Below are 25708 nucleotides of genomic sequence, written 5' to 3'. Positions count from 1 at the left end.
TATAAATTTCAAAATAGGCTACCTGCCTTTTATTCGATTTCCAGTATTTATATACTCTTCAACCACAACGGTCCCTGCAACCACGGAAAACATAGAAACTATACTGCAAGCGAGCACCCGTAAAAAAGGAATCGCCAACGATAATGCAAAAATAGCCCCGATCCCGATAACGACCCCGGCATTTTGTCTCATATAACACATACTCTCTCTTACCTTGAAACGCTTCCGCTCAATCGCGTAATCCATAAAGGCAAAACCATAAAAATAAGCGGACACGATGAAGGTCAAAACGGGAGTAACCAAACCGATCACGGGAAGAAACGACCCGAAAAACAAAAAGAGCATCAACACGGTTTGAAACAACATGCACCTCACGGCAACCCATATTCCCCTCCCGATTTCCCATAGCAATTGTTTAAAGCTAAAAGAATAACGAACTCCGGAAAGGCGGGACTCGACACGTTCCGATAACCAGGAATACACCGGAGACATCACTACCATGACGATATACCCTCCCCAGACAGCAAACAAAAAGAAATAGAACACCCGGATCAAAAAGCGAATGATAAAACCGACCCCTTTGTTCAACCAGTCCAACCAGGAAATTCCGGCAATCCAAGCGGTAACTTGCCGTTGTACAACATCAGATAAACTCTCCCCCCAAGAGACCGCAAAATAGTTTCCGATAAGAAATAAAACAAAGGCCGCTACCAAAGGAAAAACCATAAACCAACGGAACGGACGGCTAAATAATATACGTCCCGCTTCGCCGTAACTTTTTATACCGAACCATAACCCTTGAAAAAAAGCCATACGCTCAAAATCCTTAAAAAACTACCGTAAATCTATGCTATTTTTTTGATTATTCTCTATTTTCAAGCAACAATTCCCATTTTTTTATACTTTTGCATTCAAGAGTTTTTCCTCAATTCCATTACAGATGTGTTCATTTAAAAAATAAATTATACTATGCAATCATTAACAGCGATTTCACCTATTGACGGAAGATATAGAGATAAAGTAGAAGGATTGGCAAACTATTTTTCTGAAAGCGCTTTAATTCGCTACAGAGTAATGGTCGAGATCGAATATTTCATCGCTTTATGCGAACTCCCTCTTCCCCAATTAAAAGACTTTGATCACACGTTATTCGATAATCTAAAAGAGATATACCTTAATTTTACCGTTAAAGACGCGGAACAAATCAAAGAGATCGAGAAAGTAACCAATCACGACGTGAAAGCCGTGGAGTACTTTATCAAATCCAAATTCGATGAACTCCATTTACAACATTATAAAGAATTCATTCACTTCGGATTGACCTCCCAGGACATTAACAATACCGCCGTTCCCTGTTCATTCAGGGACGCCGTACACGATATTTATTATCCTTTGATTGACGAACTGATCGCCAAACTGGAAGAGCTGTCCGAAGAGTGGAAAGAGATTCCCATGTTAGCCAAAACGCACGGTCAACCGGCATCTCCTACCCGTTTGGGAAAAGAGATCAAAGTATTTGTTTATCGTCTGACCAAACAACTGGATCTGCTGAAAAAAATCGCTTGTTCGGGAAAATTCGGAGGAGCTACCGGCAATTTCAATGCCCACCACATCGCTTACCCCGAAATCAATTGGACGGAGTTCGGCAATTCATTCCTGACCAGAAAATTGAAAATAGAAAGAGAACAATATACAACTCAAATTTCAAACTACGATAATTTCGCTGCCGTGTGCGATAATTTGAGACGACTCAATAATATCGTCATTGATCTGGACCGGGATTTCTGGACCTATATCTCTATGGCTTATTTCAAACAACGCATAAAAGCAGGAGAAGTCGGATCGTCGGCCATGCCTCATAAGGTGAATCCTATCGATTTTGAAAATTCGGAAGGGAATCTGGGAATCTCCAACGCCATACTGGATCACCTGAGCAATAAATTACCGATTTCCCGTTTACAACGGGACCTGACCGACTCCACCGTCCTTCGGAATATCGGTGTTCCGTTAGCCCACACGGTTATCGCGTTCAAATCCACCCTTAAAGGATTGAACAAACTGATTATCAACCAGACGGCCATAGAAGCCGATCTGGAGGAAAACTGGGCGGTCGTTGCTGAAGCCATACAAACGATTTTGCGCCGCGAAGCCTATCCGAACCCTTATGAAACACTGAAAACCCTGACGCGAACGAATAGTAAGGTGACACAACAATCGATTGCCGAATTTATCGATACCTTAGAGGTATCTCCGGAATTGAAAGAGAAGCTAAAACGAATCACTCCTTCGAATTATACAGGAATCTGAATCATATTACCGGATTGAATCCGGTAATATATAACTCCGTAATTATGCACGATCTACTCACTATATTCAAAAGGTTTATTCCTCCCTATAAACTGAAGCTGACTAAAAGTATTCTTTTCAATTTCCTGCATGCCCTTTTCGGTAGTCTGGCTATCGCTATGCTTATGCCGGTATTGGGAATTATTTTCGACAATCAAAAGGACGTACACGAGCTTGTTCCGTATGCGCTCACCAAAGAGGCCGTCAGTAATAATTTCTATTATTATATCACGCAAATCAAACACGCCTTCGGCCCTTCGACGACCTTGATTTTTGTCGGTCTTCTCGCCGTAATAGCGACTGCTCTAAAAACCGGATTTGCTTATTTGGCAGCCTACGAATTGATCTATATCCGAAACGGTGTCGTGAGAGACATTCGCCGTAAAATTTACAGCAAAATATTATCCCTGCCTCTGCCTTTTTTCTCGGAAGAACGTAAAGGGGATATCATCTCCCGTATGACGGGAGACGTGCAAGAGGTGGAAGCTTCCGTGATGAGCTCTTTGGATATGCTTTTTCAAAGTCCCATTCTGATTATAGTATACCTAACAACCATGCTGATCATGAGTTGGCAATTGACTCTATTTGTCTTTGTTTTACTCCCTATCATGGGAGGATTGATCGGTAAAATCGGTAAGAATCTCAAGCGTCACTCCTGGGAAGGACAAAACAAAATGGGAGAAATATTATCATTAATGGAAGAGACCTTATCGGGATTACGTATCATCAAGGCCTTCAGTGCAGAGAAAAAAATGAAAAGCAAATTCTCGGAAGAGAACGAGTCCTACCGTCGCATCCAAAACCGGTTGATGCGCCGCCGGTCGTTAGCCCATCCGGTCAGCGAATTTTTAGGTACCATTGTCATTGTTATCGTCCTTTGGTTCGGGGGATCATTGGTATTAGAGCACCGGGGAGCCTTAGATGCAGAAGCCTTTATCGCCTATATCGCCTTATTCTACTCCATCATAAATCCGGCTAAAAATTTAACGAACGCCTATTACAGCGTACAAAAAGGTTTGGCCGCCATGGACCGAATCGATATGATCCTGGACACTCAACCCTCTATTCAAGAACCGGCAGAACCGCAACGGCTGGAAGAGTTCCAAACGAGTATAGAATACAAACAAGTCCATTTTTCTTACAATGATAGCAAACAGGTACTGAAAAATATCAATGTCTGCATCCCCAAAGGCAAAACGGTTGCCCTCGTCGGTCAATCCGGTTCGGGGAAAAGTACATTCGTGGATTTATTGCCCCGATTCTATGATGTCAATAACGGAGCCATAACTATCGACGGCATCGATATTCGCGATCTGACGTTTCACAACCTGAGGGAATTAATGGGAAATGTCAACCAAGACCCTATTCTGTTTAACGATACGATATACAATAATATCGCTTTCGGGGTGGAACAGGCTACGCAAGAAGAGATAGAAAACGCCGCCCGTATAGCCAATGCTCACGATTTCATCTTACAAACCGAGCAAGGTTATCAAACCGTAATCGGGGACCGGGGATGTAAACTAAGCGGAGGTCAACGGCAACGGTTAAGCATTGCGCGAGCCGTTCTGAAAAATCCTCCGATCATGATTCTGGACGAAGCGACTTCGGCTTTAGACACGGAATCGGAGAAATTGGTTCAGGATGCGTTAGATAACCTGATGAAAAACAGAACATCTATTGTTATTGCCCACAGGCTCTCCACGATCAGAAATGCAGATCTGATCTGCGTATTCCACGAGGGAGAGATCGTAGAGCGGGGACGCCATGAAGAATTGCTCGCCCTAAACGGCGTATACGCCAAACTATACAACATGCAAAATTTCTGATCATGGAAATTGAAGCCAAAGTGCTGGGGCAACAGGTCGCTTATCCCACGGATTACTGTCCGTCGATACTCGTCCCCGTTCCTCGTAGCTTAAACCGGGAAATGTATGACATTCGTCAACCGGAAGAACTTTTTTGCGGTTACGATACTTGGCATGCTTATGAAGCAGGTTTCATCACCCGAAAAGGACTTCCCGTTTGTGGTGTGCTTAAAATCGTATACCCTTCTACCAGCAAAAAATTGGTGGAGAGCAAGTCCCTGAAGCTCTACTTGAACTCCTTTAATATGGCTCGTTTGGGAGAGACCGTTTCCGAGGGGATCAGGTTATTTACTCAAACGGTTCAATCCGATCTGCAAGAATTGTTGAACACCTCCGTTCAAGTCTGTTTTCATGAAAAATTTCCTGATTGTATACCGTTTGATTTTGAAGGTTATACTTTACTGGAAAAAATTCCGTTAAATCAGGAGACAGAGTTTACGGAATACAACGAGGCTCCAGCCTCGCTTCGACAGGCGATCCAACCCGGAGGAGAGATAAAAGTATATAGCGATCTGTTAAGAAGCAACTGTAAGATTACCAAACAACCGGACTGGGGAACCTTGTACGTCTGGATAAAGGCGCAACAACTGCCCTCTCCCGTTTCCCTGTTGAAATACATCGTCTCTTTACGAAACGAGAATCATTTTCACGAAGAGATATGCGAGATGACCTATAAACGCCTGTGGGACCTGTTTCATCCGGAAATACTTTCCGTCAGTTGTTTATATACTCGTCGCGGAGGCATAGACATATGCCCCTCCCGGGCCAATAGAAAAGAGTATCTTCCCTTGTATTTGCACTCTTCGGAAATATTGACCCGAAGAAATCTGAGGCAATAAAAAAACCGATCTCGACGGATCGGTTTTCCTGTTTATCTCGTTCTCGATTAAAATCTCCAACCGGCAGAGAGTTGAAACAATCTATTCTGGTTGTTATCTCCAAACGTATCTTTATCTATCGCGTTGCTCAACCCTAAATTATAACGGGCCGATACCATCAATCCCATATCGAAATGGTAAGTAGCTCCGAGAGCAAAGGTCAGTCCGACCGTATTTAATTTCCGGATTTTCTCTTTCACGGTAGTTCCTCCTTGCTTAGCCACATACTTTCCGTTCAACACGAGATCCAATTGAGGACCGCAATCGATACTGAGAGCTTCCAACACGTAGAATTTTGCTAACACCGGGATATTCAAATAATTTAATCTTGATTTTATTTTTACTCCCTCAACCTTATCGCGAGCTCCTTGCCTGGAGTACAATAACTCGGGTTGTAAACCGAAAAAGTCATTGAATTTAAACTCCGCGAACGCTCCTACATGAAAACTGAATTTATTATCCATTTCAGAATTATGGACATTAGACAGATTAAAGCCGAATTTCGGTCCGAAATAGAATTCAGTTCCTGTAACACCTTCCACTCTTGACTTAAACAAACTTTGAGCGTTTACTGTACCACACAACATAACCGCTACCATCAACATCAATACTGATTTTTTCATTTTTTAATAATTTGTTTGGTTTATTATTCTGAATATCAATTACTTATGCAATAAACACATGAATAAGCGTTGCAAATATATAAAATTATCCAAACAAAAAACAGGCCAACTAAAATTTACTGTTCAGAAAACCGTTTAAGTCAATAAAACAGAACATGAAAAAAAGGAGATCATAATTATTATTTTTCAGGAAACGCGATGAACTTTTTCCTGTTTAACTCCTCAACCCGATTTATCCGGTAGAAGTCTCTCTTCACTTCGATGTTATAAACCAATCATTTTACCGGATGCCAAAACTTCCCGTACCGCGTGACAGAACCCGCAAACCATCTCGGCCCATCCCATCCAAGTGTAAACAACGATACCCGTAATGACGATCAGCAAAAAGATCACGATAAACATTTGATTTCCTTTTAATTTCATAGTCTTTTCGAATTAAGTATATCAAATATCCATCTCTCGCTCCGCTCCTTTCTTTCCAGTAAATATATAACAATATTTTTATTTATCCAAATTATTTCTTGGATATATCTTAAAACTGTTAAATACCATTTACCGGATTTATCTCCTGCAAAGCCTTTGCCAATTGATCCGGACAGGATGTCGTTTTCTGCTTACAACATATTCCCCGCAACCTCCGAATAGCTTCCTCCCTCTGCATTCCGCACAACAAAGCAGCTATTCCCTGTGTGTTTCCGTGGCATCCTCCAGTAAAACACACGCGAGTAATTCTATCATCTTCCAATTCAACACGAATCTCCTTCGAACAAACCTCAGCAGAAGGAATAAAATGAATCTCTCTTTTCATACAACCATTCGTTATTAACGAGACAAAAATATAATTTATGTCTCGAAGAACAAAAGCAATCCAATTGATTGTTGAAGGTCAAAAAAGCAAAACCGAAAAATGTTCGGGGTAAATCCGCATGCCTTGTTCCCATCACGATGAATTAATCCTTCTTAAAAAAAGCAGAAAAAGCAACTTTTTACAACCATTACAGTAAAACATATAAAAACATAAACAGAAAAAAATATGAAAACAACATTATCGCTTATAATCGTTTTTATGGCTACCATGATAGCCGCGGCAAATACCACATACGATAAACACCGTGTACCTGACCCGAAAATAGTTAAAGCATTTAATGCAAAATATCCCGATGCCAGACACGTGGAATGGGAAACGAAATACAACTACTATATCGCCGAGTTTAACTTAGGGAATATAGAGACCGAAGCCTGGTTTACTCAAGAAGGAGAATGGCAAATGACCCAAAGCGAACTTGCTTATAACTTATTGCCGGAAATAATCAAAACCAATTTTGTTACAAGCGAATACGCTACCTGGAAAACAGAGGATGTAAAAAAGATCGAAAGAGCGGGCATGGAGACAATCTATATCTTGGAAATTGAAAAAGGAGAAGAAGAGATCGATCTTTATTATACTGAAAACGGAATACTTTTGAAGAGAATGTCCCACAGCATGAAGGAGCATTTACCGGATACTCTCCCTCAAGCTGTTTTAACCTTTATTCAACAAAAATATCCTCAAGCGACGATCGTTGAAATAGACCGGGAAAAAGGCATGCTCGAGGTGGAAATATTTGACAGCAACATAAAAAAAGAGGTAGTGTTCAATGTTCAGGATCAATGGCAAACCACAACCTGGGAGGTTCGTAAAAACAGCGTCCCGGCATCTGTCATGAATACCCTGCAAAAAGTGGGTTATAAAGATTACCGGATAGACGACATCTACTTTCAACAGAGAAATAACGGTTCTGAAGTTTATATATTCGAGCTGGAAAAAGGGAATAATGAAATCAAGCTCACGCTCAATGCGGCAAATGGCGAAGTTATTTCAAATATACCTAAACGATAAATTCAAATACTACTGACTTTAGTAAAAAACCTTTCATGTATTCCGGGGGATGACAACATATCTTCCGGAATATTTTTTATCCCAATAAATAGGGATTCGTACCTATCATAATCCCCACAAATAGCGATTGCCTGCCTTTTAGATCCGGTCTATTTTTGTCCATACTAAAAGTAGTACATAGGATGATTCATAGATTATGGTTTATTAAGGTGTTTTTGTTACTTCTGCATGTACATTTTTTCTCACTGCTGTCTTTCGCACAAAAAGACAGTGGTGAGTTTAGTTTGCAACTGACGGTAACAGATGCGCGGACAAACGAAAAATTGGAATTTGCCACGGTATCCCTTCAGGACTCAATTCGTAAAAGACAATTCTCCACGATAACGGATACCAAAGGTATGTCCCGGTTAAAAAACATCCCACAAGGAGAATACCAGCTTCACATCTCGTTCATAGGTTATCAAAAGCTGGTCCTTTCTCTTGTGCTGGACAGAGACACATCCCTGACCCTCTTCCTGACTCCCACCGCAACGCAATTAAAAGATATCATAGTCACGGCTTCCGAATCGAGGGGATTGACAAGTTCTTCCCGGATAGATCGCAAAGCCATGGAACTGTTACAACCTTCCAGTTTCTCGGATATTCTGTCATTGATACCCGGACATATGTCCCAAGATCCTTCCCTGGGAAAAATAAATCTAATCGGACTCAGGGAAGTAGGCATTTCTTCCGAACAATATAATACCTCTTCGTTGGGAACTTCTTTTATGATCGACGGGGTTCCCATAAGCACGGATGCCAATATGCAATACGTGGCAGGAAGCTCCCAAGGCGAAAAGAGTTACAATCTCAACATCACCGGGAAAGGCGTCGATATGCGAACCATTCCTACTGACGATATTGAAACGGTGCAAGTCATACGGGGTATTCCCTCCGTAGAATACGGAGACCTGACCAGCGGACTGATCAAAATAACACGTAAATCGGGAAATACCCCTTGGGAAGCCCGTTTTAAAGCGGATCCGAGCAGTAAGCTGTTTTATGTCGGAAAAGGTCTTTCCACCCCCAATAATTGGAATTTCAATATAGGAATCGATTACCTGAATGCCAAACCCGATCCCCGGAATAACCTGGAAAACTACAAGAGATTTACCACCTCCTTGCGAATCTATAAACAATGGAAAAACACCTCCCAGGAAGTCAATTATAACTTAAACTTGGACTACGGGGGATCTTTCGATAACCAAAAAAGCGATCCGGACATCAGTTATCAGAAAGTGGACCGGTATAAATCCACCTATAATCGCATGGCTGTCTCCAATCAGATAGAATGGAAAACGAAAAGAAACCTTTTTCTCCGTTCATTTTCCCTGCTAACAGCCGTGAGCTATCAGAAAGACCAAATCAAGCAAACCAAATTCGTCTCTTTAAACCGGGATACTCCTATCCCCATCCACGACGAAGAAGGCGAATACGACGGGGTATTTCTTCCCTATCAATATACGGCCCGTTTACTGGTAGACGGACAACCGATAAACGCGTACGCCAAAGTAACGGGTAATTTTCAACTTTCCACTTACCGGGTTACGCATAACATAAAAGCCGGGAGCGAATGGAGCATGGACAAAAATCTGGGTCGGGGACAAGTTTATGATCTTGCACAACCTCTCTACCCTTCGATGAGCTCAAGACCCCGCCCGTACAAAGATATCCCCGCCGGACATGAACTTTCATTTTTTATCGAGGACGTTCTTTACATACCCTTTAAAAAACATGATTTTACGATCTCGGCCGGTATTCGCTCCCTCTCTTCGTTAAACTTGAAAAGTACCTATAAAATGCACGGCAAAGTGTACTGGGATCCGAGAATCAATATTTTATGGAGCCTCCCCTTTTTCTTTGTCAAAGAAGAGGCTTTAAAAATCCAAATAGCGGGAGGAATCGGATGGCACACCAAAGTACCGGTACTGACAGATCTGTACCCGAACCTGATATACAGAGACTTCATTCAATTCAACTATTACCACACGAACGAAAGTTTCAGACGAATAAACATCCGGACTTATAAAATAGATCCCACGAATTATGAACTGAAACCGGCCCGAAATAAAAAGATAGAATTACGTACAGACCTCTCCTACCGACAACATTTATTATCCGTCACCTATTTTCACGAACAATTAAATTCAGGTTTCCGGAATTCATCCCGGTTTCGTACGTTCGAATATAAAAAATACGACAACAATTCGGTCGATGCGTCCCAGTTACAAGGGCCCCCGGATTTGAATAAAGTAAGCTACATACTTGATACCGTTATATCATCTTACAATATTACAACCAACGGAAGTACCATACGCAAAGAGGGTATCGAGTTTCAATACTCTTCTCAACGAATCCCTTTTATCCAAACCAAAATAACGATAAACGGAGCCTGGTTCAAATCCATCTACCGAAATAGCCAGCCCATATACAGCAAACCGTCGATAATCCTCGGGGGAAAAGAACTTCCCTACGTCGGACTCTATAAAGACGACAGCGGATATAACAAACAACAACTGAATACCAATTTTACTTTCGACACCTATCTACCCTCGTTGGGACTCAGTTTTGCCACCTCCGTACAATGTATGTGGTTTTCTAATCAACGGAATATGAAACAAAACGGAATCCCCGTAAAATACGTCGATATACAAGGAGTTGAACATGACTATACCGAAGCGGACAAAACTCACGCCGAACGTCAGTGGCTAATTGTCAACTATAACGATATATTGTGGAAAAAACAGACGGAACCGCTCTACTTTCACGTCAATTTCAAAGCGACCAAGACTTTCAAGGAAAAAGTCAGGTTAGCCCTTTTCGTGAACAAGATGTTGGACTATACACCGGATTATACCTCTAACGGAATTAAAGTACGTCGAAATGTTTCTCCTTATTTCGGAATGGAATTAAATATCAAACTTTAAATAAAGTATTATGAAACAAACGCTTATTTACTTAACCGTTATTCTTTTTTTATGCTTTTCTTGCGACAAAAATGGAATTGAGACTTTCAATAATTCAGATTCCTCGATGAAAATACTCAATAAAAGAGACCGAAGTAAACCTATTATTTTAGACACTTACGGTATAAGGGATCTTTACAACTCACTTCAGGCTACAATTGTAAGTCAATCAGAATTGAAAAATACGCCATTATTAGACTACAACTAATATTGTTTCAAATAGAATAAAAAATCAATTATAACGTTATGGGCAAAAAAAATGTAAAGATTTTAACCTGCAAGGTCAACTTTATAGTTAGAACACTCAACATGAAACAGTAAATAAAACAAAAACAAATACGATGACAAACAAATTAATTTACCTTTTTACTCTCATCACCTTAATCATCACGGGATGCGAGAAAGACAACATCAAAAATGTAGTAACCACTTACACGTTAACACTACAAGCACCAACAGATCTGAAAGACACCGAATTATCAAATCTAAGTGCTACCTTTAAAAACATAAATACGAACCGTACTACAACAGCAACCGAATTTACCGATAATAAAGTCACCCTTTCATTATCGGAAGGCCTATATACCGTTTCCGTCGAGGGTAAAATCCAATATACGTTGGATCAGAAAGTAACGGAAGGCACGGTAAAAGGCTACAAAGAATCGGTTCACATTACCGGGGAAACGAACCAAACAATTCTTCCTCTATTTCTCCACAACGAAAAAGCAAACTTCGTGATAGAAGAGGTATTTTTTGTCGGAAATATCACACCGGAAGGAGATGTATACGACGGAGATCAATACATCAAGATCTATAATAATTCCGATACTATTCTCTATGCCGACGGTCTGGTTATCCTGGAATCAGCTTTCCTGACCTCAACGAAATACGAATACGATCCGGATATCATGTCCACTCATTTTGCAGTTACGGCAGTTTATAAAATTCCGGGAAGTGGAAACGAACATCCTGTAAATCCCGGAGAATCGGTTCTGATCTGCGATATCGGTAAAAATCATTCACAAACGAACCCCAATTCATTCGATCTGAGTAATGCCGATTTCGAATGGTTTGACGAGGGTACAAACGACGTGGATACTCCTGTACCGAATATGGAAAAGATCTACTGCATCTCGAAAACGATCTGGACCATGCATAAGCAAGGTCTAAAAGCATATGCCATCGGTCGATTGGGAGTAGAGAAGGAGACTTTCCTGAAGGATTATAAATATGATTACAACTATACAATGGTATTGCCCAGTGGAACCTATCCCATGAGTAACAGCGCCTATAAAATTCCGAACGAATGGATCATCGACGCCGTTAACGTAAGTAACGTGTCCCAATACGTATGGAATGTCACGGCTCCGAATTTAGATATGGGATGGACCTATTGTGCCGAAATCAAAAACGATAATGACAGATACGGAAAAAGTATCAAACGAAAAACGCTAAGCACAACCTCGGACGGAAGAAAGATTCTAAAGGATACGAATAATTCGACCAACGATTTCGAAGCCAAAGCTACACCGACATTAAAAAAGAATTAACAGATAAACATGAGCTCTCGTTTAAGTTTTATTCTAATCTTACTCACTTGCTATCTTACAGGATGGGCAGAGGATTCTATTCCCCAAACGGAACGTATTCGAATATATTATTCTCCCGGAGAGGACTTTGTATCACAAATATATCGTAATCCGGCCATAAATTATTATTTCAGGAATATAACCTTTTCTGAACTCAGTTTAGGATGGAAACACGAAAAAGCCAATAAACCGCTTATACTTCAAAAGGGGAATGGAGATGAAAGCTTCATCTTTAACGCCTCCTCTTATCTCTCCTTAAAAAAGAACAGCAAGGTATGGGGGGATGCTCATTTCTATACCGGTGAGAAAAAAGAAATCACTTACAACGAGAGTTCTGATCTGGACATTGTATATCCTTATATTTCAGCCGATACATTAGGAGGAAATCTCAATTACGAAGAATATTTCTTTGCGGGAGGCTATGCCCAAGAAACTCGAAAAATAACATGGGGAATCTATGCCGATTATCGGGCACTGATGGAGTTTCGTCGGGTAGATCCGCGACCGAAAAACACGACTTCGGACCTGAACGTTTCCGCGGGTATTACTTTTAAAACAAAATCCCATTATTCGGGGGGATTTGCACTACATGCAAGAAAGTACAAGCAAACAAACCTCATCAAGTTTTTTAGTGAATTAGGAGGCATTAAAATATTACACGCCAGTGGTTTAGGTATGGATTACAACCGTTTCTCGGGCAACAATACCAATTCTTACTATAAGGGCTGGGGATACGGGATCAGTCTATCTCTATTTCCTAAAACGAAACAAGGAATCTTTATCACGACTTCCTACGATTATTTTACCTTCGAGAAAATCATCTCGGACCTGAATGAACTACCTCTCAATCAGCTGAACGAAAACAAAGCAGCAATCGAAATAGGATACCGATTCAAACGGGAATACCGGGAATGGGGAGTCAAACTCCAAGGGAAGCTATTATCGAAAAAAGGAATCGAGAACCTATTCGGAGATGCAGCCAGTAATATCTATCCTCAAATCGGAGAAGCCAAACAATTCACCCTCCAAAACTATCACGCAGCACTGGAAGCGACATACGGCAAACTTTCTCAAAGCAAGCGTTACCAATGGTTTATCTTACCCCGTTTGGGGATGAATAACACGGAGATAAAATACGCGGATCCGCATCGCTTGATGAAACTCTGTCTCCTCTCGGGAGGAGTGGAATTCCGGTTATCTGCCATATACAAAAAATCCATCTTCCAATTTCATTTGGAAGGAGAATACAACTACACCTATAACTCCGATCTGCAACAGACGGAGATTGAAGAAAAACAAAAAATGCTTTACCCACTACAAATCAACTATTCCAATCTGTCAGGTAATGGAAAAAACGGTTCGACCTCCATACGTTGGGATCATCCCATTGCCGGAGATAAAGGTATATTTATTTCCCTGCAATACAGCAAGCACTTCCACGCTAATTCCATCCACAACGATGGTGTACAGATAAAGGGAGGACTCACTTTTTAAAGTATTATACATGGAAAAAGTTATTGAATGTAAAAATATTACACATTATTACGGAGAAAAATTAATCTATCGGAACTTAAATTTCGAAGTCGAAAAAGGAAAGGTTCTCGGTCTCTTGGGGAAAAACGGCACGGGAAAAACAACGATTATAAATATTTTGAACGGTTACCTGAAACCCCGATCGGGAGAGTGTTTCCTGCTCGGAGAGGATATGAAACAAATTACTCCTGCCACAAAAGCTAAAATAGGATTGTTATTGGAAGGACATATCCTGCACTCCTATTTTACGATCGAACAGATCGAAAAATATTATAGGGCCTTTTTCCCCCATTGGAAACAGGAGGCTTTCTACGAATTGATGCATTTATTAAAAGTGGTTCCCCATCAAAAAATAAATCATATGTCATGCGGACAACGCTCGCAGGTCGCCCTGGGACTTCTATTTGCCCAAGACCCTGAATTGTTGATCTTAGACGATTTCTCCATGGGATTGGACCCGGGATACCGTCGCCTGTTCGTGGAGTACCTGAAAGAATTTGCTTCCCGCGGAGACAAAACTATATTTCTGACTTCCCATATCATCCAGGATATGGAGATGCTGATCGACGATTGCATGATCTTAGACTACGGTAAACTACTGATTCACAAAAGTACGAAAGAGATTTTGCAAGGCTTTCACCGTTTTCGGTTCGTACTCGAAAAAGAGATACTCCCTCCCTATCACCCCTCCTTATGGCATACGGAATTTATCGTGGACCATTGGGAAACCTACTCTTTCGAATCTGCCGAAGAAGTACGAAATATTTTAGAATCGGACGGAGGGACAATTCACAACTTAACGGAAGATGTACTCTCCTTAGAAGATGCCTTTATCGGTTTAACAGGAAAATATGAATAAAAAAAACATGAATAAAGCTCTACTTTTCAAAGAATGGATAAAAACCCGTTGGGTATTATTTCTTTTATTAACGGTCTTTATGCTGGCCATGGGATATATTACCCTACGGCTGAACAGTGCTGTCCGAAACGTGGGAATGGCTCACCTGTGGGAAGTTTTCATCGTTAAAAACGTAGTTTTATTGAATCAATTGAGATACTTTCCTTTATTGGCAGGTATCACGGTCGGTTTAGCCCAATACATTCCGGAAATGGTAAAAAAACGTTTGAAACTGACCCTGCATCTGCCTTTAAGTGAAAACCGGATACTTTTTGTCATGTTAGGATACGGCCTAAGTACATTATTCATCCTGTTTCTCATTCCCTATTTTTTGTTTTTGTCGGGATTATCCTTTCATTTTCCGGAAGAGATCGTATGGGCATGGTTCGGGACCATTTTACCGCAAATCCTGGGCGGATTTGCCGCCTACCTGCTGACAGCCTGGATCATTCTTGAGCCCACATGGGAAAGACGTTTAGGAAATACGATTATCGGTTTGTTACTGCTCTCTCTGTTTCTTATAGAAGAGAGCCCCTGGGCCTATTTGTATCTGTTTCCTCTCCTAACAGGGAGTCTGGTTATCCTATCTTTTCTCCCTCGGATTTCGATCAGGCGTTTTAAAACCGGTTTACAATAAAATACCAATAACACGACATGAAAATAAAACTCATTTATATCGGACTATGTATCGTTCTTCTATCATGGATCATTCCCGCTCTATTCCAGATAGCAACCGATTCTGTCTCCCGCTATCCGTTTACCTATTATAGTTCCGTCATTCATAAATTCTGTTTTCTTGATATGGAAAACGATCAGGTAAGAAGACGGGACACGGACGGGAACACTTACTCGGACAAAGAGTTCGACAGGGTTCTTCCGCTCTTCTACTATCGGCAATTAGCCATGGATAAGACATTACCCGACTCCATCGAAGGGGTGGCCGTCGACATACCCACGATTTCCCGGAATACCTTTTTCTTCCGGTACAGACCTAAAGATATCCATACCCCGGTCATCGCCTTGTATCCTATGTTCGAATCCTTTTCCGGCAAGGTAAATATCGAGAATCCGGATGATATGTTCCGCCTGAAAAACAGGATAGAATTCATTGATATCAAGAGCAACCGGGTAAACAAAGAGAAATCGGATTATTTCCAGCAAGCCCTCGAAAAAAACGGTTTCGTATTTCCTGCCCGTTGGGTAAGCGGGATTCCGAATAATCGAAAAAATTACGATGAAGGCTACTTCGTACTGGATGATCAAAACCAGCTCTTTCATATCAAAATGGTAAACGGAAAACCTTTTGTAAAGGACACCAAAGCAGGAGACTCCATACAGGTGCTGGCTATGCTTCCAATCGACGTGGAAAATCGAAGTATGTACGGATTCCTGTTCGACACAAACCACAATTTCTATTACCTTTCAACAGATCAGTATCGATTGGTTAAAATTCTGGAGGGCGTGAACCCGCAACAAGACCGGATATCCATCATGGCCAATCCCCTCTATTGGAATGTAGCGAAAGAGACGAAGGAAGGAGAATCCGTATACGCCTTAAGAAACCAGACAATGGAACAGGTAGACCATCTTTTCCGTCCGGCCATCCTATCTACCTGGGATAAGATTCATTCCTACCTCTTTCCGTTCACCATTCAGTTTCAACAAAGCGATTCAGCCTATATTTATCCCCGTGTCTCATCATACAATTTTAAATCATTAGGATTAAATCTGATCTTGGCTGTTTTGGTCTTGATCGGATACCGAAAACAAACGTCCAAACAAAAATACGGATATGCTGGTATCGTTCTCGTCACGGGAATCGCCGGATTCATAGCTACCGTAGTATTGAATTACGAAAAAGAATAATATTCACTTTAAAAATAATCTATATGGTAAAAACAATCACTATTCTAATTTTGGCAGGAACACTGTTTTATTCTCTAACATCCTGCAAAGAGAATCAGAAAACAAAAAAAGAGACGGCAATCGTACAAAAAAAGAGCTTAAATGTAGATAGTCTGCTGCAAGTTGCGGAACAAAAAGTAAACGACACCATTATTCTACAGGGAAAGGTAAAACATACTTGTAGTAACTCCGGACGCCGTTGCTTCATTACCAATCCGAGCGGAGAAACGACCCTCCGGGTAGAAGCCTCCGGTAATATCAAAGGCTTTAACAAAGAGTTGGTCGGCTCTGAAATACGGGTTACCGGTATGGTGAAAGAACAACGTCTCTCTCAGGAATACATCGACAATTGGGAAAAAAAGATCAAGGAAAGAGAGGAAGAGGGAGAACACTGCGACTCAGAAAACAACAACATTACCCAGATGCGGGAATGGATGAAAAAAAACAATAAAGATTTTTACTCCATCTACTACCTTCAAGGTATTGATTACGAAATCGTAAAATAGACTCATCCGATTAGGGGACCCGGTGATTCGAGGATTCTGTGATTAAGTGATGTAATAATTGAATGATTATTCGTCATACTCACAGAATCTTTTTTGATTTACACCTCTTCCCTTCCAGTTTCTTTCCAGAATATTTCACTATTTTTGTTCAAATAATATATCGGATACCATGAAAATCTTAATTATTGAAGACGAAGAGAATTTACGGGAAGTCATGACAAAATCGTTGGAAAAAGAGCGTTTTGTCGTGGAACAGGCTCCGGATTTCCATTCCGCATTATTAAAAATCAATGATTACGATTACGACTGCATATTGTTAGATATCATGCTGCCGGATGGAAACGGACTTACTTTACTCGAAGAGCTAAAGAAAAACAAGAAAAGAGAAAGCGTTATTATCATATCGGCCAAGGATTCCATAGAAGACAAAGTTACCGGATTGGATCTCGGAGCCGACGACTATTTAGCCAAACCTTTTCATCTGGCAGAACTCAATGCGCGAGTTAAATCGGTCATCCGTCGCAATCAACAAGACGGGAATATAGGCATAGAACTGGCAAATTTAAACGTGTACCCCGATCAGCATACCGTTCAGGTCAACGGTTCGGAGCTGACTTTAAACCGGAAAGAGTTCGATCTGCTCTACTATTTCGTGACCAACCCCGATCGGTTGATCAACAAGACCACCTTAGCCGAATCCGTATGGGGCGATCGTATCGATCAGGCAGACAGTTTGGATTTTATCTATTCACAGGTGAAAAACCTACGCAAGAAAATGAAACATGCCGGAGCGATACCCGAAATAAAAGCTATTTATGGATTCGGTTACAAACTAATCACTCACCCGGAAGAACTATGAAATTACTTCACCACACGCTCGCTCGCCTTTCTGTCCTATTGATTGTAATCCTTTCCGTATGGGCTTACCTGTTCTATCTGAATATTTTAGACGAAATCATGGATGAAACAGACGATACCCTCGAAAACACAAAGGAACTGATCATTAAACAATCCCTTCGAAACGGAGTCGTAACCGGCGAGCATAAGGACGTGATGACTCATTATTCCATTCGGGAAATATCCCCGAAAGAGGCTAAAAACTACAAGGAGCACTATTTCAATTCGACTCGCTTTTACGAAGTAGAACTCGAAGACGATCCGGTAAGGGTTCTCAAAACTTCTTTCAAATCCAAAGACAACCGTTATTATGAACTGACAATCATGATCTCGACTTTGGAGCAGGACGACATGATCGAAGCCATGATTCAATGGATCATTATTCTATACGTCTCTCTATTGATTACGATCCTTATCGTTACGGAGATCGTTTTTCGCAAGAGCCTACGCCCTCTCCACAAATTATTGAAGTGGTTGGATACCTTCACCCTGGGAATGAACTGCAAACCTTTAGACAATCAGACTAAAATCAAAGAGTTCAAACAACTGAACACTACCATCGAAAAGATGACTCGCCGAAACGAAGAACTCTATGCACAACAAAGACAATTCATTGAAAATGCCTCTCATGAGCTACAAACCCCATTGGCCATATGTCAGAACAAATTAGAGATGTTGGCAGAAAAAACAGAAGGCAATGAAGAGATGCTGCAAGAAATAGAGGAGATACAAAAGAATATCGGACGAAGTGTAAAATTGAATAAATCGCTTTTATTACTTTCACGTATCGAAAACGGGCAATTTCATGAAGAGAAAGAGGTCCGTTTCAACACCTTGATTCAAGATATAATAGAAGATTTTTCCGAAATCTACGCGAATAAATTTATCCGGACAAACGTAAACGAAGAGGCTGAACTAATCCGTCCCATGAACGAATCATTAGCCACCACACTCATCACCAATTTGCTAAAAAACGCCTTTCTGCACTCTCCCGAAAAAAGTGAGATAATAATCTCCATAACCGATAACAGCATACGGTTCACCAATGAAGATGCGGACGGACCTTTAGACCGGGAAAAAATTTTCACGCGGTTTTATTCCGGGCGTAAAAAAACAGGATCCACAGGATTAGGGTTATCCATTATTAAATCTATCGCAACCCTTTACCGTATTCAAGTTTCGTATCGATACGACGGTAAACACCATTTCAAGTTACAATGGCCTCGCTAAAATTATAGTTGAAACAATAAATGACCGTTTATCCAAAAAAAAATTGGAAAAACACGTTTTTCCCAAATCTTTCCCAAATTCAATTGTTTTTTTGTATCAAAATTAAAAGCAAAAGATATGAAAAAAATTATTGCATTTCTCATCTGTATCCTATGGTTTACCGGAACCTATGCTTACAATGACAAAATAGTAAACGACACGAATGCTCTGCCGGTAAAAGTTCGAAATTTCATAAAGAAGCATTTCCCCCGGTCCGATATTTCGCACATGGAAGAAGAGGACGGAATCTGGTTATGGAAAAAATACGAAGTTATTTTAACGGATGGTTTCGACCTGGAATTCGATTACAAAGGAAGATGGACGGAGGTGGATTGTCAAAGACAACCCGTTCCTGTCGATATCATTCCGAAAAAAATTTACCAGTATGTAAAAACAAATTTTAAAGACCAAACAATCGTTTCCATAAAAAAAGAGGATAAAGGTTACGAAATCCAATTACTCAACGGAGCGGAACTGAAATTCGACAAAAATGAAAAGTTTCTGCGTTTCGATGATTAAATAAGCAAATAAATAATAAGCAAATCATTAAAAATAACATTATGAAAACAAGATTCATTATTTTAATTCTATTGTTGGCTACAACATTAACCGCCACGAGTTGTGACAAGGATGATGATAACAACTACCGGCCGAATGAAAAAGTTATCAGTACGTTCAACTCTAAATACCCCAATGCTCAATACGTCGAATGGGAGATAAAAAACAATTACAATGTCGCCGAATTCCGTAATAACGGAATCAAAACCGAAACATGGATCAATTCATCCGGAATATGGTACATGACCGAAAGCGATATCCCGTTTGAGAGTTTACCGGAAGCAGTGAAGACAAGTTTCAACGCCAGCGAATATGCCCAGTGGAGAAAAGAAGATGTGGATAAAGTGGAAAGAGCAGACATGGAAACCATTTACGTAATAGAGGTAGAACAAGGAAATCAGGAGATGGATCTCTATTACACGGAAGACGGGAACCTGTTCAAAGCCGTACCGGATAACGATTCCGATAATTACCTGCCGACCTCCCTCCCCGAAGAGATAAAAAACTTTATCAATCAAACCTACGATAACGCATCTATCATCGATATGGAAATCGAGCTCGGTTTTATCGAAGTAGAAATATGGGATAACAATCGGAAAAAAGAGGTAATATTCGCGGCCAAAGACAACAAATGGCAACTCACGACCTGGGATATTCGGGAAAATGAAGTACCGGCTGATATATTAACCCTGATCCGTTCCCGCTATGCCGATTATCTTATAGATGATATCGATTACGAAGAGAGAGCAAACGGCACGAACGTTTATCTTTTTGAACTGGAAAAAGGGAAAGAAGAGATTCAAGTCGTGGTGGACTCCAAGGGAAATATCCTATAAAAAGATTTAGTGATTAGGTGATATAATGATTGGGTGATTCTTTTAATCTCTTAATCACCTAATCACTAAATCACAGAATCCTACTGTTTTTTCTCGTACAGTTTCACCTCCACAGGCTCATCCTTCACCTCGACTAGCTTCTCGTAGCCTTTCCCAGCTTCATCCCAATATTTCAGGGTATATTTTTTATTTTTTTCGACAATAAATTCCAACACATCGTTCATGTCTTGGGTAGGACCTGCCGTACGACCTCCCCCCACCTGATCCGCTCCGCAAAAAATATCGATATTCATCGCTAGCCGATTGTCCGAATTTTGCATACAGCGATCGTCCTTAAAGAACATTACCCGCATCGTCACGTGACTTCCGGCCGACAATTGCTTTTGAACGACATCCTTGTAAATATCGAGATAACGTTGTGTCACATTCCATGCCGGAACATAACTGATCGATTCATCCCACACCAGAGGAAAACTCTCTCCGGTCGGCATAAATGAAGAAGCATAAATAGCATGTTCCCGATCATTCGGATCGGCTTTACCCGCGTCGGCCAAAAACCATGAACGATTTAACTCGTTCGGATAGTATTCGGTGAAGAACCACTCTCCGTCTACCCATACTTCGCACCAGTTATGATTTCCGCGATTATCATGCCAATTGGGAGTTCCGGCAATACGGGAAGGGATACCGACCGCACGAAAAGCATCTGTCAACAAGATCGACAAACCGCTGCAGGAAGCCATTCCCTGGCGCATGGATTCGGAAGGACTCTGGTCCGGCTTTTCCCGGTTCGTATTGTAATCGACCCTCACCTCATCCCGTATATGTTTATTAACAGCCCATACGGCCTCTTTCAAAGTCTTACAATTCTCCACGTACGGAGTAAAACGGTTGTAAAAATCGGAACGCCAATCATCGCGTTCCTCGTTCAAGCAGGCATAAGGCAACACTTCGTTCAAAAAAATAGAATCAGGTACGCTCTTCGCCCACTCGAAACGATTCTTTGCCTTATAAGCTAACTCCGCATTATCCAAAAGGAATTTTCCTTTCATGGAGAGTAGATCCCGTTTCGGCATATACGCGATCAAAAACGCCACTCCCTCCTTCGTCTCCGGGGAAGCTTGCTTCAATGCCCAAGCCAATTCGCTCCGGTTCGAATCGGCCTTCGCCAAAGCCTCGTCCAACAAAGCGTGATATTTTTCAGGTACCCCGTCATACTTACTGCAAGCCATGCAGATACAACAAAACACGATCCAGCAGATCCTTTTCATCTCAATACTGCTTGTTGCTAAAGTATTTCATGAATTGAGCCCGCTCGTATAAATCCGGATTCTCTATGGAGGAATAAGATAGCTGTCCCCTGTACTCCTCTACCGAATGGAAACCTTTGGATTCCATCCATTCCGATACGAATTGATTGATCTCCCCGATCACCGGAAGGCCTTTTTCGTAAAGCACGGAACAAAGTTGTACGGTAGTAGCCCCGGCCAGTAACATTTTAACCACAGCTTCTCCGCTATGCACTCCCGTGGAAGCCGAAATCTCCAATTGTTTATCTTTCCCGGCCAAGATTCCGGTCCATCTTAAAGTCGTTCTCAGCTCGTTCGCCGTACTGAATACGGAAGCCGCCCCCATCGTCATCGTGTTTATATTGATATCCGGTTCGTAAAAACGATTGAACATCGTTACGGCATTCGCACCGTAAGCCTTTAGCTTATCCACGAAAGCCGACAGATTAGTAAAATAATGACTGATCTTCACCGATACCGGAATTTTTATCTGTTTCTTAATGGATTTCACTATATCGAAATAAATATTTTCTACCTCGGCACTCTCCGTAAACTCGTTGACAGGCAAAATAAAGACATTCAATTCCAAGGCATCCGCACCGGCCAACTCTAATTGATGGGCAAAAGTAACCCACTCTCCCCCGCTAAAACAATTGACACTCGCTATTACCGGAATGGTCAAACGACTTTTAGCCGTACGGACCAACTCTACATACTTTTGAATCGTATTGGAACGAATATAGGCTTTAATATAATCTTCCGCTTCAGGATAGGCATCTCCCATACCGTAACCGGACTTAAATATTCCCACGCTCTCCTCGTTGATTTGCTCCTCAAAAATCGACTTCAAAACGACAGCTCCGACACCCGCTTTTTCCATCTCTACCATTTTTTCTATATCCGAGGTCAAACCGCAACTACCGGCGACAATAGGGCTTACCAAATCCAACCCCATGTATTTCGTCTTTAAATTTGCCATATGAACAATATTTAATTAATAATGTATGTTACTTCTTTCAATTCCGATACCCGAAAATGGAACTCCCTACTCTGACCATGGTACTTCCCTCTTCCACGGCAATCGGATAGTCCCCGGACATTCCCATGGACAACTCTTTAAATGCCGGATCATGGGAGAAATAGTTTTGTTTCAAATCATCGAAAATCGTTTTCAAATGATGAAACTCTTTCCGAATCTGTTTCCTGTCCTCCGTGAAAGTAGCCATTCCCATCACACCCACGATATGTACATTCTTCATCCGGCCATAGTTTTCACTCTCCAACAACTCTTTAGCCTCCGCCTCATCCAAACCGAATTTAGTCTCCTCTTCCGCGATGTGGAACTGCAATAAACAGGGAATCACCCGTCCGTTCTTCTCTCCCTCCTTATTGATCGTATCCAGTAACCTCAAACTCTCCACTCCATGAATCATGGCAACGAAAGGAGCCACGTACTTCACTTTATTGGTCTGCAAATGACCGATCAAATGCCACTCTATATCTTTGGGAAGCGCCTCGTACTTCTCGACTAACTCCTGCACCCGGTTTTCTCCGAATACCCTTTGGCCTACTTTATAAGCCTCTTCGATCGCTTCTACCGGTTTTGTTTTGGAAACCGCGATCAATTTCACCCGCGAAGGTAAACTATTCAACACCTGCTTCAAATGCTCACTAATATCGCTCATCTCATTTCAATTATACATTCCAAACGAACTATGAATTCACAAATATAGCGTAAAAAGATCATAATTTGTTATCGACTATCGACAAAATATAAAAGGCATTCGGATTATTTCAGGGATTTGTACTACTTTTGAAACACAAATCCAAAAACAGGAGCTGAGTATGTGCAGGTATTTTATTGAATTAGCTTACAACGGGAGAGAGTACAACGGCTGGCAAATACAACCGAACGCCCCTTCTGTCCAGGAAGATTTAAACCGGGCCCTCTCTCTCCTTCTCGGACAAGAGGTTAACGTTACTGGAGCCGGAAGAACGGATACCGGAGTACACGCCTCTTTTTTCGTGGCACACTTCGACAGTCGTACCCCGATCGAAGAGGTATCGGTTCTTACCGACAAATTGAACCGTTTTCTAAATAAAAACATTGCCATCAAACGAATTTATCCGGTAAAAGAGGAGGCTCATGCCCGCTTCTCCGCCCTCTCCCGTACTTACAAATATTATATCGACAAGGTAAAAGATCCTTTTACCTACCCGTTCACGTTTCGCATTCGTCCTTTACCGGATATAGACCGCATGAACGAAGCTTGCCGGATACTGTTCGAATACGAGGATTTTACCAGTTTTTCGAAACTCCATACAGACGTGAAGACCAATCATTGCCGAATCATGGAAGCTCATTGGAAAGAAGAGAACGGTCAATTGGTATTTACCATAAAAGCCGACCGTTTTCTTCGCAATATGGTACGTGCCATTGTCGGTACTTTATTGCAAGTAGGACAACATAAAATTACACCGGAACAATTTCGCCGGATCATCGAATCCCGGAACAGGGGAAATGCCGGAACATCCGTTCCGGGAAACGCTCTTTTCCTTTGTGACATCGAGTACCCCGATCTTTTAAAACGCTAAACAAGACTTTATGAAAAATATCCTGACACTCTATCGGACCTTATGGTTGATCCTATGTTTTTCCTTTCCGGCCACAGCTTCAGCAGAGAAAATCACGCTCTCCGAAAAGGCTACCATCAGCATATTGACCTGTGCCCCGGGAAATGAACTCTACTCCCTGTTCGGACATACGGGTATACGGGTAACAGATCCAACCAACCGGATCGACGTCGTGTTCAACTACGGGACATTCGACTTCGATACCCAGGGTTTCTATCTGAAATTCGCCCGGGGATTACTTCCCTATCAACTTTCCATCAGCAACTATTACGGACCTTACGGTTTCCTTAGTGCATACGACAAACAGAAAAGAAGCATCTATTCTCAAACCCTTAACCTCGATTCCATCCAGAAACAAGAGTTGATGAATCTTCTGTTAGAAAATTACGAGCCGCAAAACCGCTCTTACCTGTATAATTTCCTGTATGACAATTGTTCTACCCGGGTCCGGGATATCATTGAAAAAAGTTTGGACAACGAGATCACGTGGAAAACACGGGAACAAGACAAAAGTTTCTGGAATCTTTTGGACGAATACCTGCAACGTTCGCCCTGGACCCAATGGGGAATCCATACCATCCTCGGTTCCCCGGCCAATGCCGACGCCACGAACCGGGAGCAGATGTTTCTGCCCGACTACCTGATGTATGCCCTCGACTCGGCATATTATCCCGACGGAACCCCTTTGGCCCAACCGATAGAAATCCTTTACCGGGCACCGGAACAGGATCATTCGACCCCTTGGTTTCTATCTCCTTTCTTCGTCTTTTTCATCGGCATGGGAGTATTGATTTTCATCTACCAAAAAGCCAGAAGAACTCGCCTCCTCGGAAGCTTGTCCGTACTCTTTTTCGCGGTAACCGGATTAATCGGATGCCTGATCATTTTTTTAGGCTTTTTCACGAAACATCCTACCACATTCCCGAACTTCAATATCCTATGGGCGAACCCCCTCAACCTGATTGCAGCCTTTTTTATAGCCCGGAAACACACTCCCCCGTTAATTGGCGACTACCTATTGATTTACTTAGGGTTCCTTATCATCGGACTGATCAGCTGGTTCTTTCTGACTCCGGCTGTTCTACCTTCGACACTGTTCATCATAATCTGGATGATCTATCTGACAATCTACACCCGCTACCTTAGACCCAGAATGAAATTTTCTTAAAACACCCTTGCAAATTCAAATAAAACC

24 protein-coding genes are annotated in these 25708 nt (G+C 41.6%); 17 read left to right on the top strand and 7 right to left on the bottom strand.

The features are described from left to right. Window positions 1-18 precede the first annotated feature (18 nt). Window positions 19-813 carry an EI24 domain-containing protein gene (locus tag NVS78_RS07880; RefSeq protein WP_286358699.1) on the bottom strand — a complete coding sequence of 265 codons (795 nt, stop codon included), beginning with the start codon at window positions 811-813 and terminating at the stop codon, window positions 19-21. A gap of 156 nt (window positions 814-969) precedes the next feature. Between NVS78_RS07880 and purB the strand changes: the two genes are divergently transcribed. From purB to NVS78_RS07865, 3 genes are read left to right on the top strand one after another with little or no spacing between them, the layout of a single operon-like run. Then, window positions 970-2307 (top strand): adenylosuccinate lyase, encoded by a 1338-nt coding sequence (purB, locus tag NVS78_RS07875; protein ID WP_286358698.1) that lies wholly within the window; start codon window positions 970-972, stop codon window positions 2305-2307. A gap of 44 nt (window positions 2308-2351) precedes the next feature. Beyond that, complete coding sequence (locus NVS78_RS07870) at window positions 2352-4175, top strand: ABC transporter ATP-binding protein (RefSeq protein WP_286358697.1); 1824 nt, start codon at window positions 2352-2354, stop codon at window positions 4173-4175. 2 nt (window positions 4176-4177) lie between these two features. After that, window positions 4178-5053 (top strand): NADPH-dependent 7-cyano-7-deazaguanine reductase QueF, encoded by an 876-nt coding sequence (locus NVS78_RS07865; protein ID WP_286358696.1) that lies wholly within the window; start codon window positions 4178-4180, stop codon window positions 5051-5053. Between the two features lie 47 nt (window positions 5054-5100). Here the strand turns inward: NVS78_RS07865 and NVS78_RS07860 are convergent, their stop codons facing one another. The 3 genes from NVS78_RS07860 to NVS78_RS07850 all read right to left on the bottom strand — a co-directional run bounded on the left by NVS78_RS07860 (window position 5101) and on the right by NVS78_RS07850 (window position 6523). Continuing rightward, window positions 5101-5715 (bottom strand): porin family protein, encoded by a 615-nt coding sequence (locus tag NVS78_RS07860; RefSeq protein WP_286358695.1) that lies wholly within the window; start codon window positions 5713-5715, stop codon window positions 5101-5103. A gap of 264 nt (window positions 5716-5979) precedes the next feature. Next, the gene (locus NVS78_RS07855; RefSeq protein WP_154665525.1) at window positions 5980-6138 is read right to left on the bottom strand and encodes a hypothetical protein; all 159 of its coding nucleotides are present in this window, start codon (window positions 6136-6138) and stop codon (window positions 5980-5982) included. Window positions 6139-6256: 118 nt separating this feature from the next. Continuing rightward, on the bottom strand, window positions 6257-6523 hold the full coding sequence (locus tag NVS78_RS07850) for a TIGR03905 family TSCPD domain-containing protein (protein WP_286358694.1): 267 nt from the start codon (window positions 6521-6523) through the stop codon (window positions 6257-6259). A gap of 225 nt (window positions 6524-6748) precedes the next feature. Here NVS78_RS07850 and NVS78_RS07845 point away from each other — a divergent pair, with 225 nt between their 5' ends. The 12 genes from NVS78_RS07845 to NVS78_RS07790 all read left to right on the top strand — a co-directional run bounded on the left by NVS78_RS07845 (window position 6749) and on the right by NVS78_RS07790 (window position 20590). Further along, entirely contained in the window at window positions 6749-7594 is an 846-nt protein-coding gene (locus NVS78_RS07845; protein ID WP_286358693.1) for a PepSY-like domain-containing protein, read from the top strand. Window positions 7595-7776: 182 nt separating this feature from the next. Then, window positions 7777-10560 carry a TonB-dependent receptor gene (locus NVS78_RS07840; RefSeq protein ID WP_286358692.1) on the top strand — a complete coding sequence of 928 codons (2784 nt, stop codon included), beginning with the start codon at window positions 7777-7779 and terminating at the stop codon, window positions 10558-10560. A 380-nt stretch (window positions 10561-10940) separates the two neighbouring features. Continuing rightward, window positions 10941-12149: a DUF4876 domain-containing protein gene (locus NVS78_RS07835; RefSeq protein ID WP_286358691.1), complete on the top strand. Its 1209-nt coding sequence runs from the start codon at window positions 10941-10943 to the stop codon at window positions 12147-12149. A 9-nt stretch (window positions 12150-12158) separates the two neighbouring features. Continuing rightward, on the top strand, window positions 12159-13682 hold the full coding sequence (locus tag NVS78_RS07830; RefSeq protein ID WP_286358690.1) for a DUF6850 family outer membrane beta-barrel protein: 1524 nt from the start codon (window positions 12159-12161) through the stop codon (window positions 13680-13682). Window positions 13683-13692: 10 nt separating this feature from the next. After that, window positions 13693-14580 carry an ABC transporter ATP-binding protein gene (locus tag NVS78_RS07825; protein WP_286358689.1) on the top strand — a complete coding sequence of 296 codons (888 nt, stop codon included), beginning with the start codon at window positions 13693-13695 and terminating at the stop codon, window positions 14578-14580. Continuing rightward, window positions 14573-15256, top strand: coding sequence for a hypothetical protein (locus tag NVS78_RS07820; RefSeq protein WP_286358688.1), 684 nt, complete (start codon window positions 14573-14575; stop codon window positions 15254-15256). The genes NVS78_RS07825 and NVS78_RS07820 overlap by 8 nt, the downstream gene beginning before the upstream one ends. 17 nt (window positions 15257-15273) lie before the next feature. Beyond that, the gene (locus NVS78_RS07815) at window positions 15274-16485 is read left to right on the top strand and encodes a DUF4857 domain-containing protein (protein ID WP_286358687.1); all 1212 of its coding nucleotides are present in this window, start codon (window positions 15274-15276) and stop codon (window positions 16483-16485) included. A gap of 23 nt (window positions 16486-16508) precedes the next feature. Continuing rightward, window positions 16509-17030 carry a hypothetical protein gene (locus NVS78_RS07810; RefSeq protein ID WP_286358686.1) on the top strand — a complete coding sequence of 174 codons (522 nt, stop codon included), beginning with the start codon at window positions 16509-16511 and terminating at the stop codon, window positions 17028-17030. A gap of 169 nt (window positions 17031-17199) precedes the next feature. Further along, the gene (locus tag NVS78_RS07805; RefSeq protein ID WP_286358685.1) at window positions 17200-17889 is read left to right on the top strand and encodes a response regulator transcription factor; all 690 of its coding nucleotides are present in this window, start codon (window positions 17200-17202) and stop codon (window positions 17887-17889) included. After that, window positions 17886-19157 (top strand): sensor histidine kinase, encoded by a 1272-nt coding sequence (locus tag NVS78_RS07800; RefSeq protein WP_286358684.1) that lies wholly within the window; start codon window positions 17886-17888, stop codon window positions 19155-19157. Before NVS78_RS07805 ends, NVS78_RS07800 begins: the two co-directional genes overlap by 4 nt. A gap of 117 nt (window positions 19158-19274) precedes the next feature. After that, window positions 19275-19715 (top strand): PepSY-like domain-containing protein, encoded by a 441-nt coding sequence (locus tag NVS78_RS07795; RefSeq protein WP_286358683.1) that lies wholly within the window; start codon window positions 19275-19277, stop codon window positions 19713-19715. A gap of 41 nt (window positions 19716-19756) precedes the next feature. Then, window positions 19757-20590 (top strand): PepSY-like domain-containing protein, encoded by an 834-nt coding sequence (locus tag NVS78_RS07790; protein ID WP_286358682.1) that lies wholly within the window; start codon window positions 19757-19759, stop codon window positions 20588-20590. A gap of 80 nt (window positions 20591-20670) precedes the next feature. On the opposite strand, the gene NVS78_RS07785 is transcribed toward NVS78_RS07790, so the two are convergent. The 3 genes from NVS78_RS07785 to NVS78_RS07775 are packed head-to-tail and all read right to left on the bottom strand — an operon-like array spanning window position 20671 to window position 23564. Further along, the gene (locus tag NVS78_RS07785; RefSeq protein ID WP_286358681.1) at window positions 20671-21861 is read right to left on the bottom strand and encodes a transglutaminase-like domain-containing protein; all 1191 of its coding nucleotides are present in this window, start codon (window positions 21859-21861) and stop codon (window positions 20671-20673) included. 1 nt (window position 21862) lies between these two features. Then, a complete protein-coding gene (locus NVS78_RS07780) occupies window positions 21863-22858 on the bottom strand; it encodes a dihydroorotate dehydrogenase-like protein (RefSeq protein ID WP_041503855.1) in 996 nt (331 codons plus the stop codon). A 37-nt stretch (window positions 22859-22895) separates the two neighbouring features. Then, window positions 22896-23564 carry a YggS family pyridoxal phosphate-dependent enzyme gene (locus tag NVS78_RS07775; RefSeq protein WP_286358680.1) on the bottom strand — a complete coding sequence of 223 codons (669 nt, stop codon included), beginning with the start codon at window positions 23562-23564 and terminating at the stop codon, window positions 22896-22898. 160 nt (window positions 23565-23724) lie between these two features. On the opposite strand from NVS78_RS07775, the gene truA reads away from it, so the two are divergent. Further along, complete coding sequence (gene truA, locus NVS78_RS07770; protein ID WP_286358679.1) at window positions 23725-24474, top strand: tRNA pseudouridine(38-40) synthase TruA; 750 nt, start codon at window positions 23725-23727, stop codon at window positions 24472-24474. A gap of 10 nt (window positions 24475-24484) precedes the next feature. Beyond that, a complete protein-coding gene (locus NVS78_RS07765; RefSeq protein ID WP_286358678.1) occupies window positions 24485-25681 on the top strand; it encodes an Lnb N-terminal periplasmic domain-containing protein in 1197 nt (398 codons plus the stop codon). The last annotated feature ends 27 nt before the right edge of the window (window positions 25682-25708 follow it).

Origin of the sequence: Gabonibacter chumensis, from assembly GCF_024741215.1 — a bacterium.
GTDB classification, from domain to species: Bacteria; Bacteroidota; Bacteroidia; order Bacteroidales; family Marinifilaceae; genus Gabonibacter; species Gabonibacter massiliensis.
The sequence above is the reverse complement of the archived record's forward strand: the minus strand, read 5'-3'. Positions and strand labels throughout refer to the sequence as shown.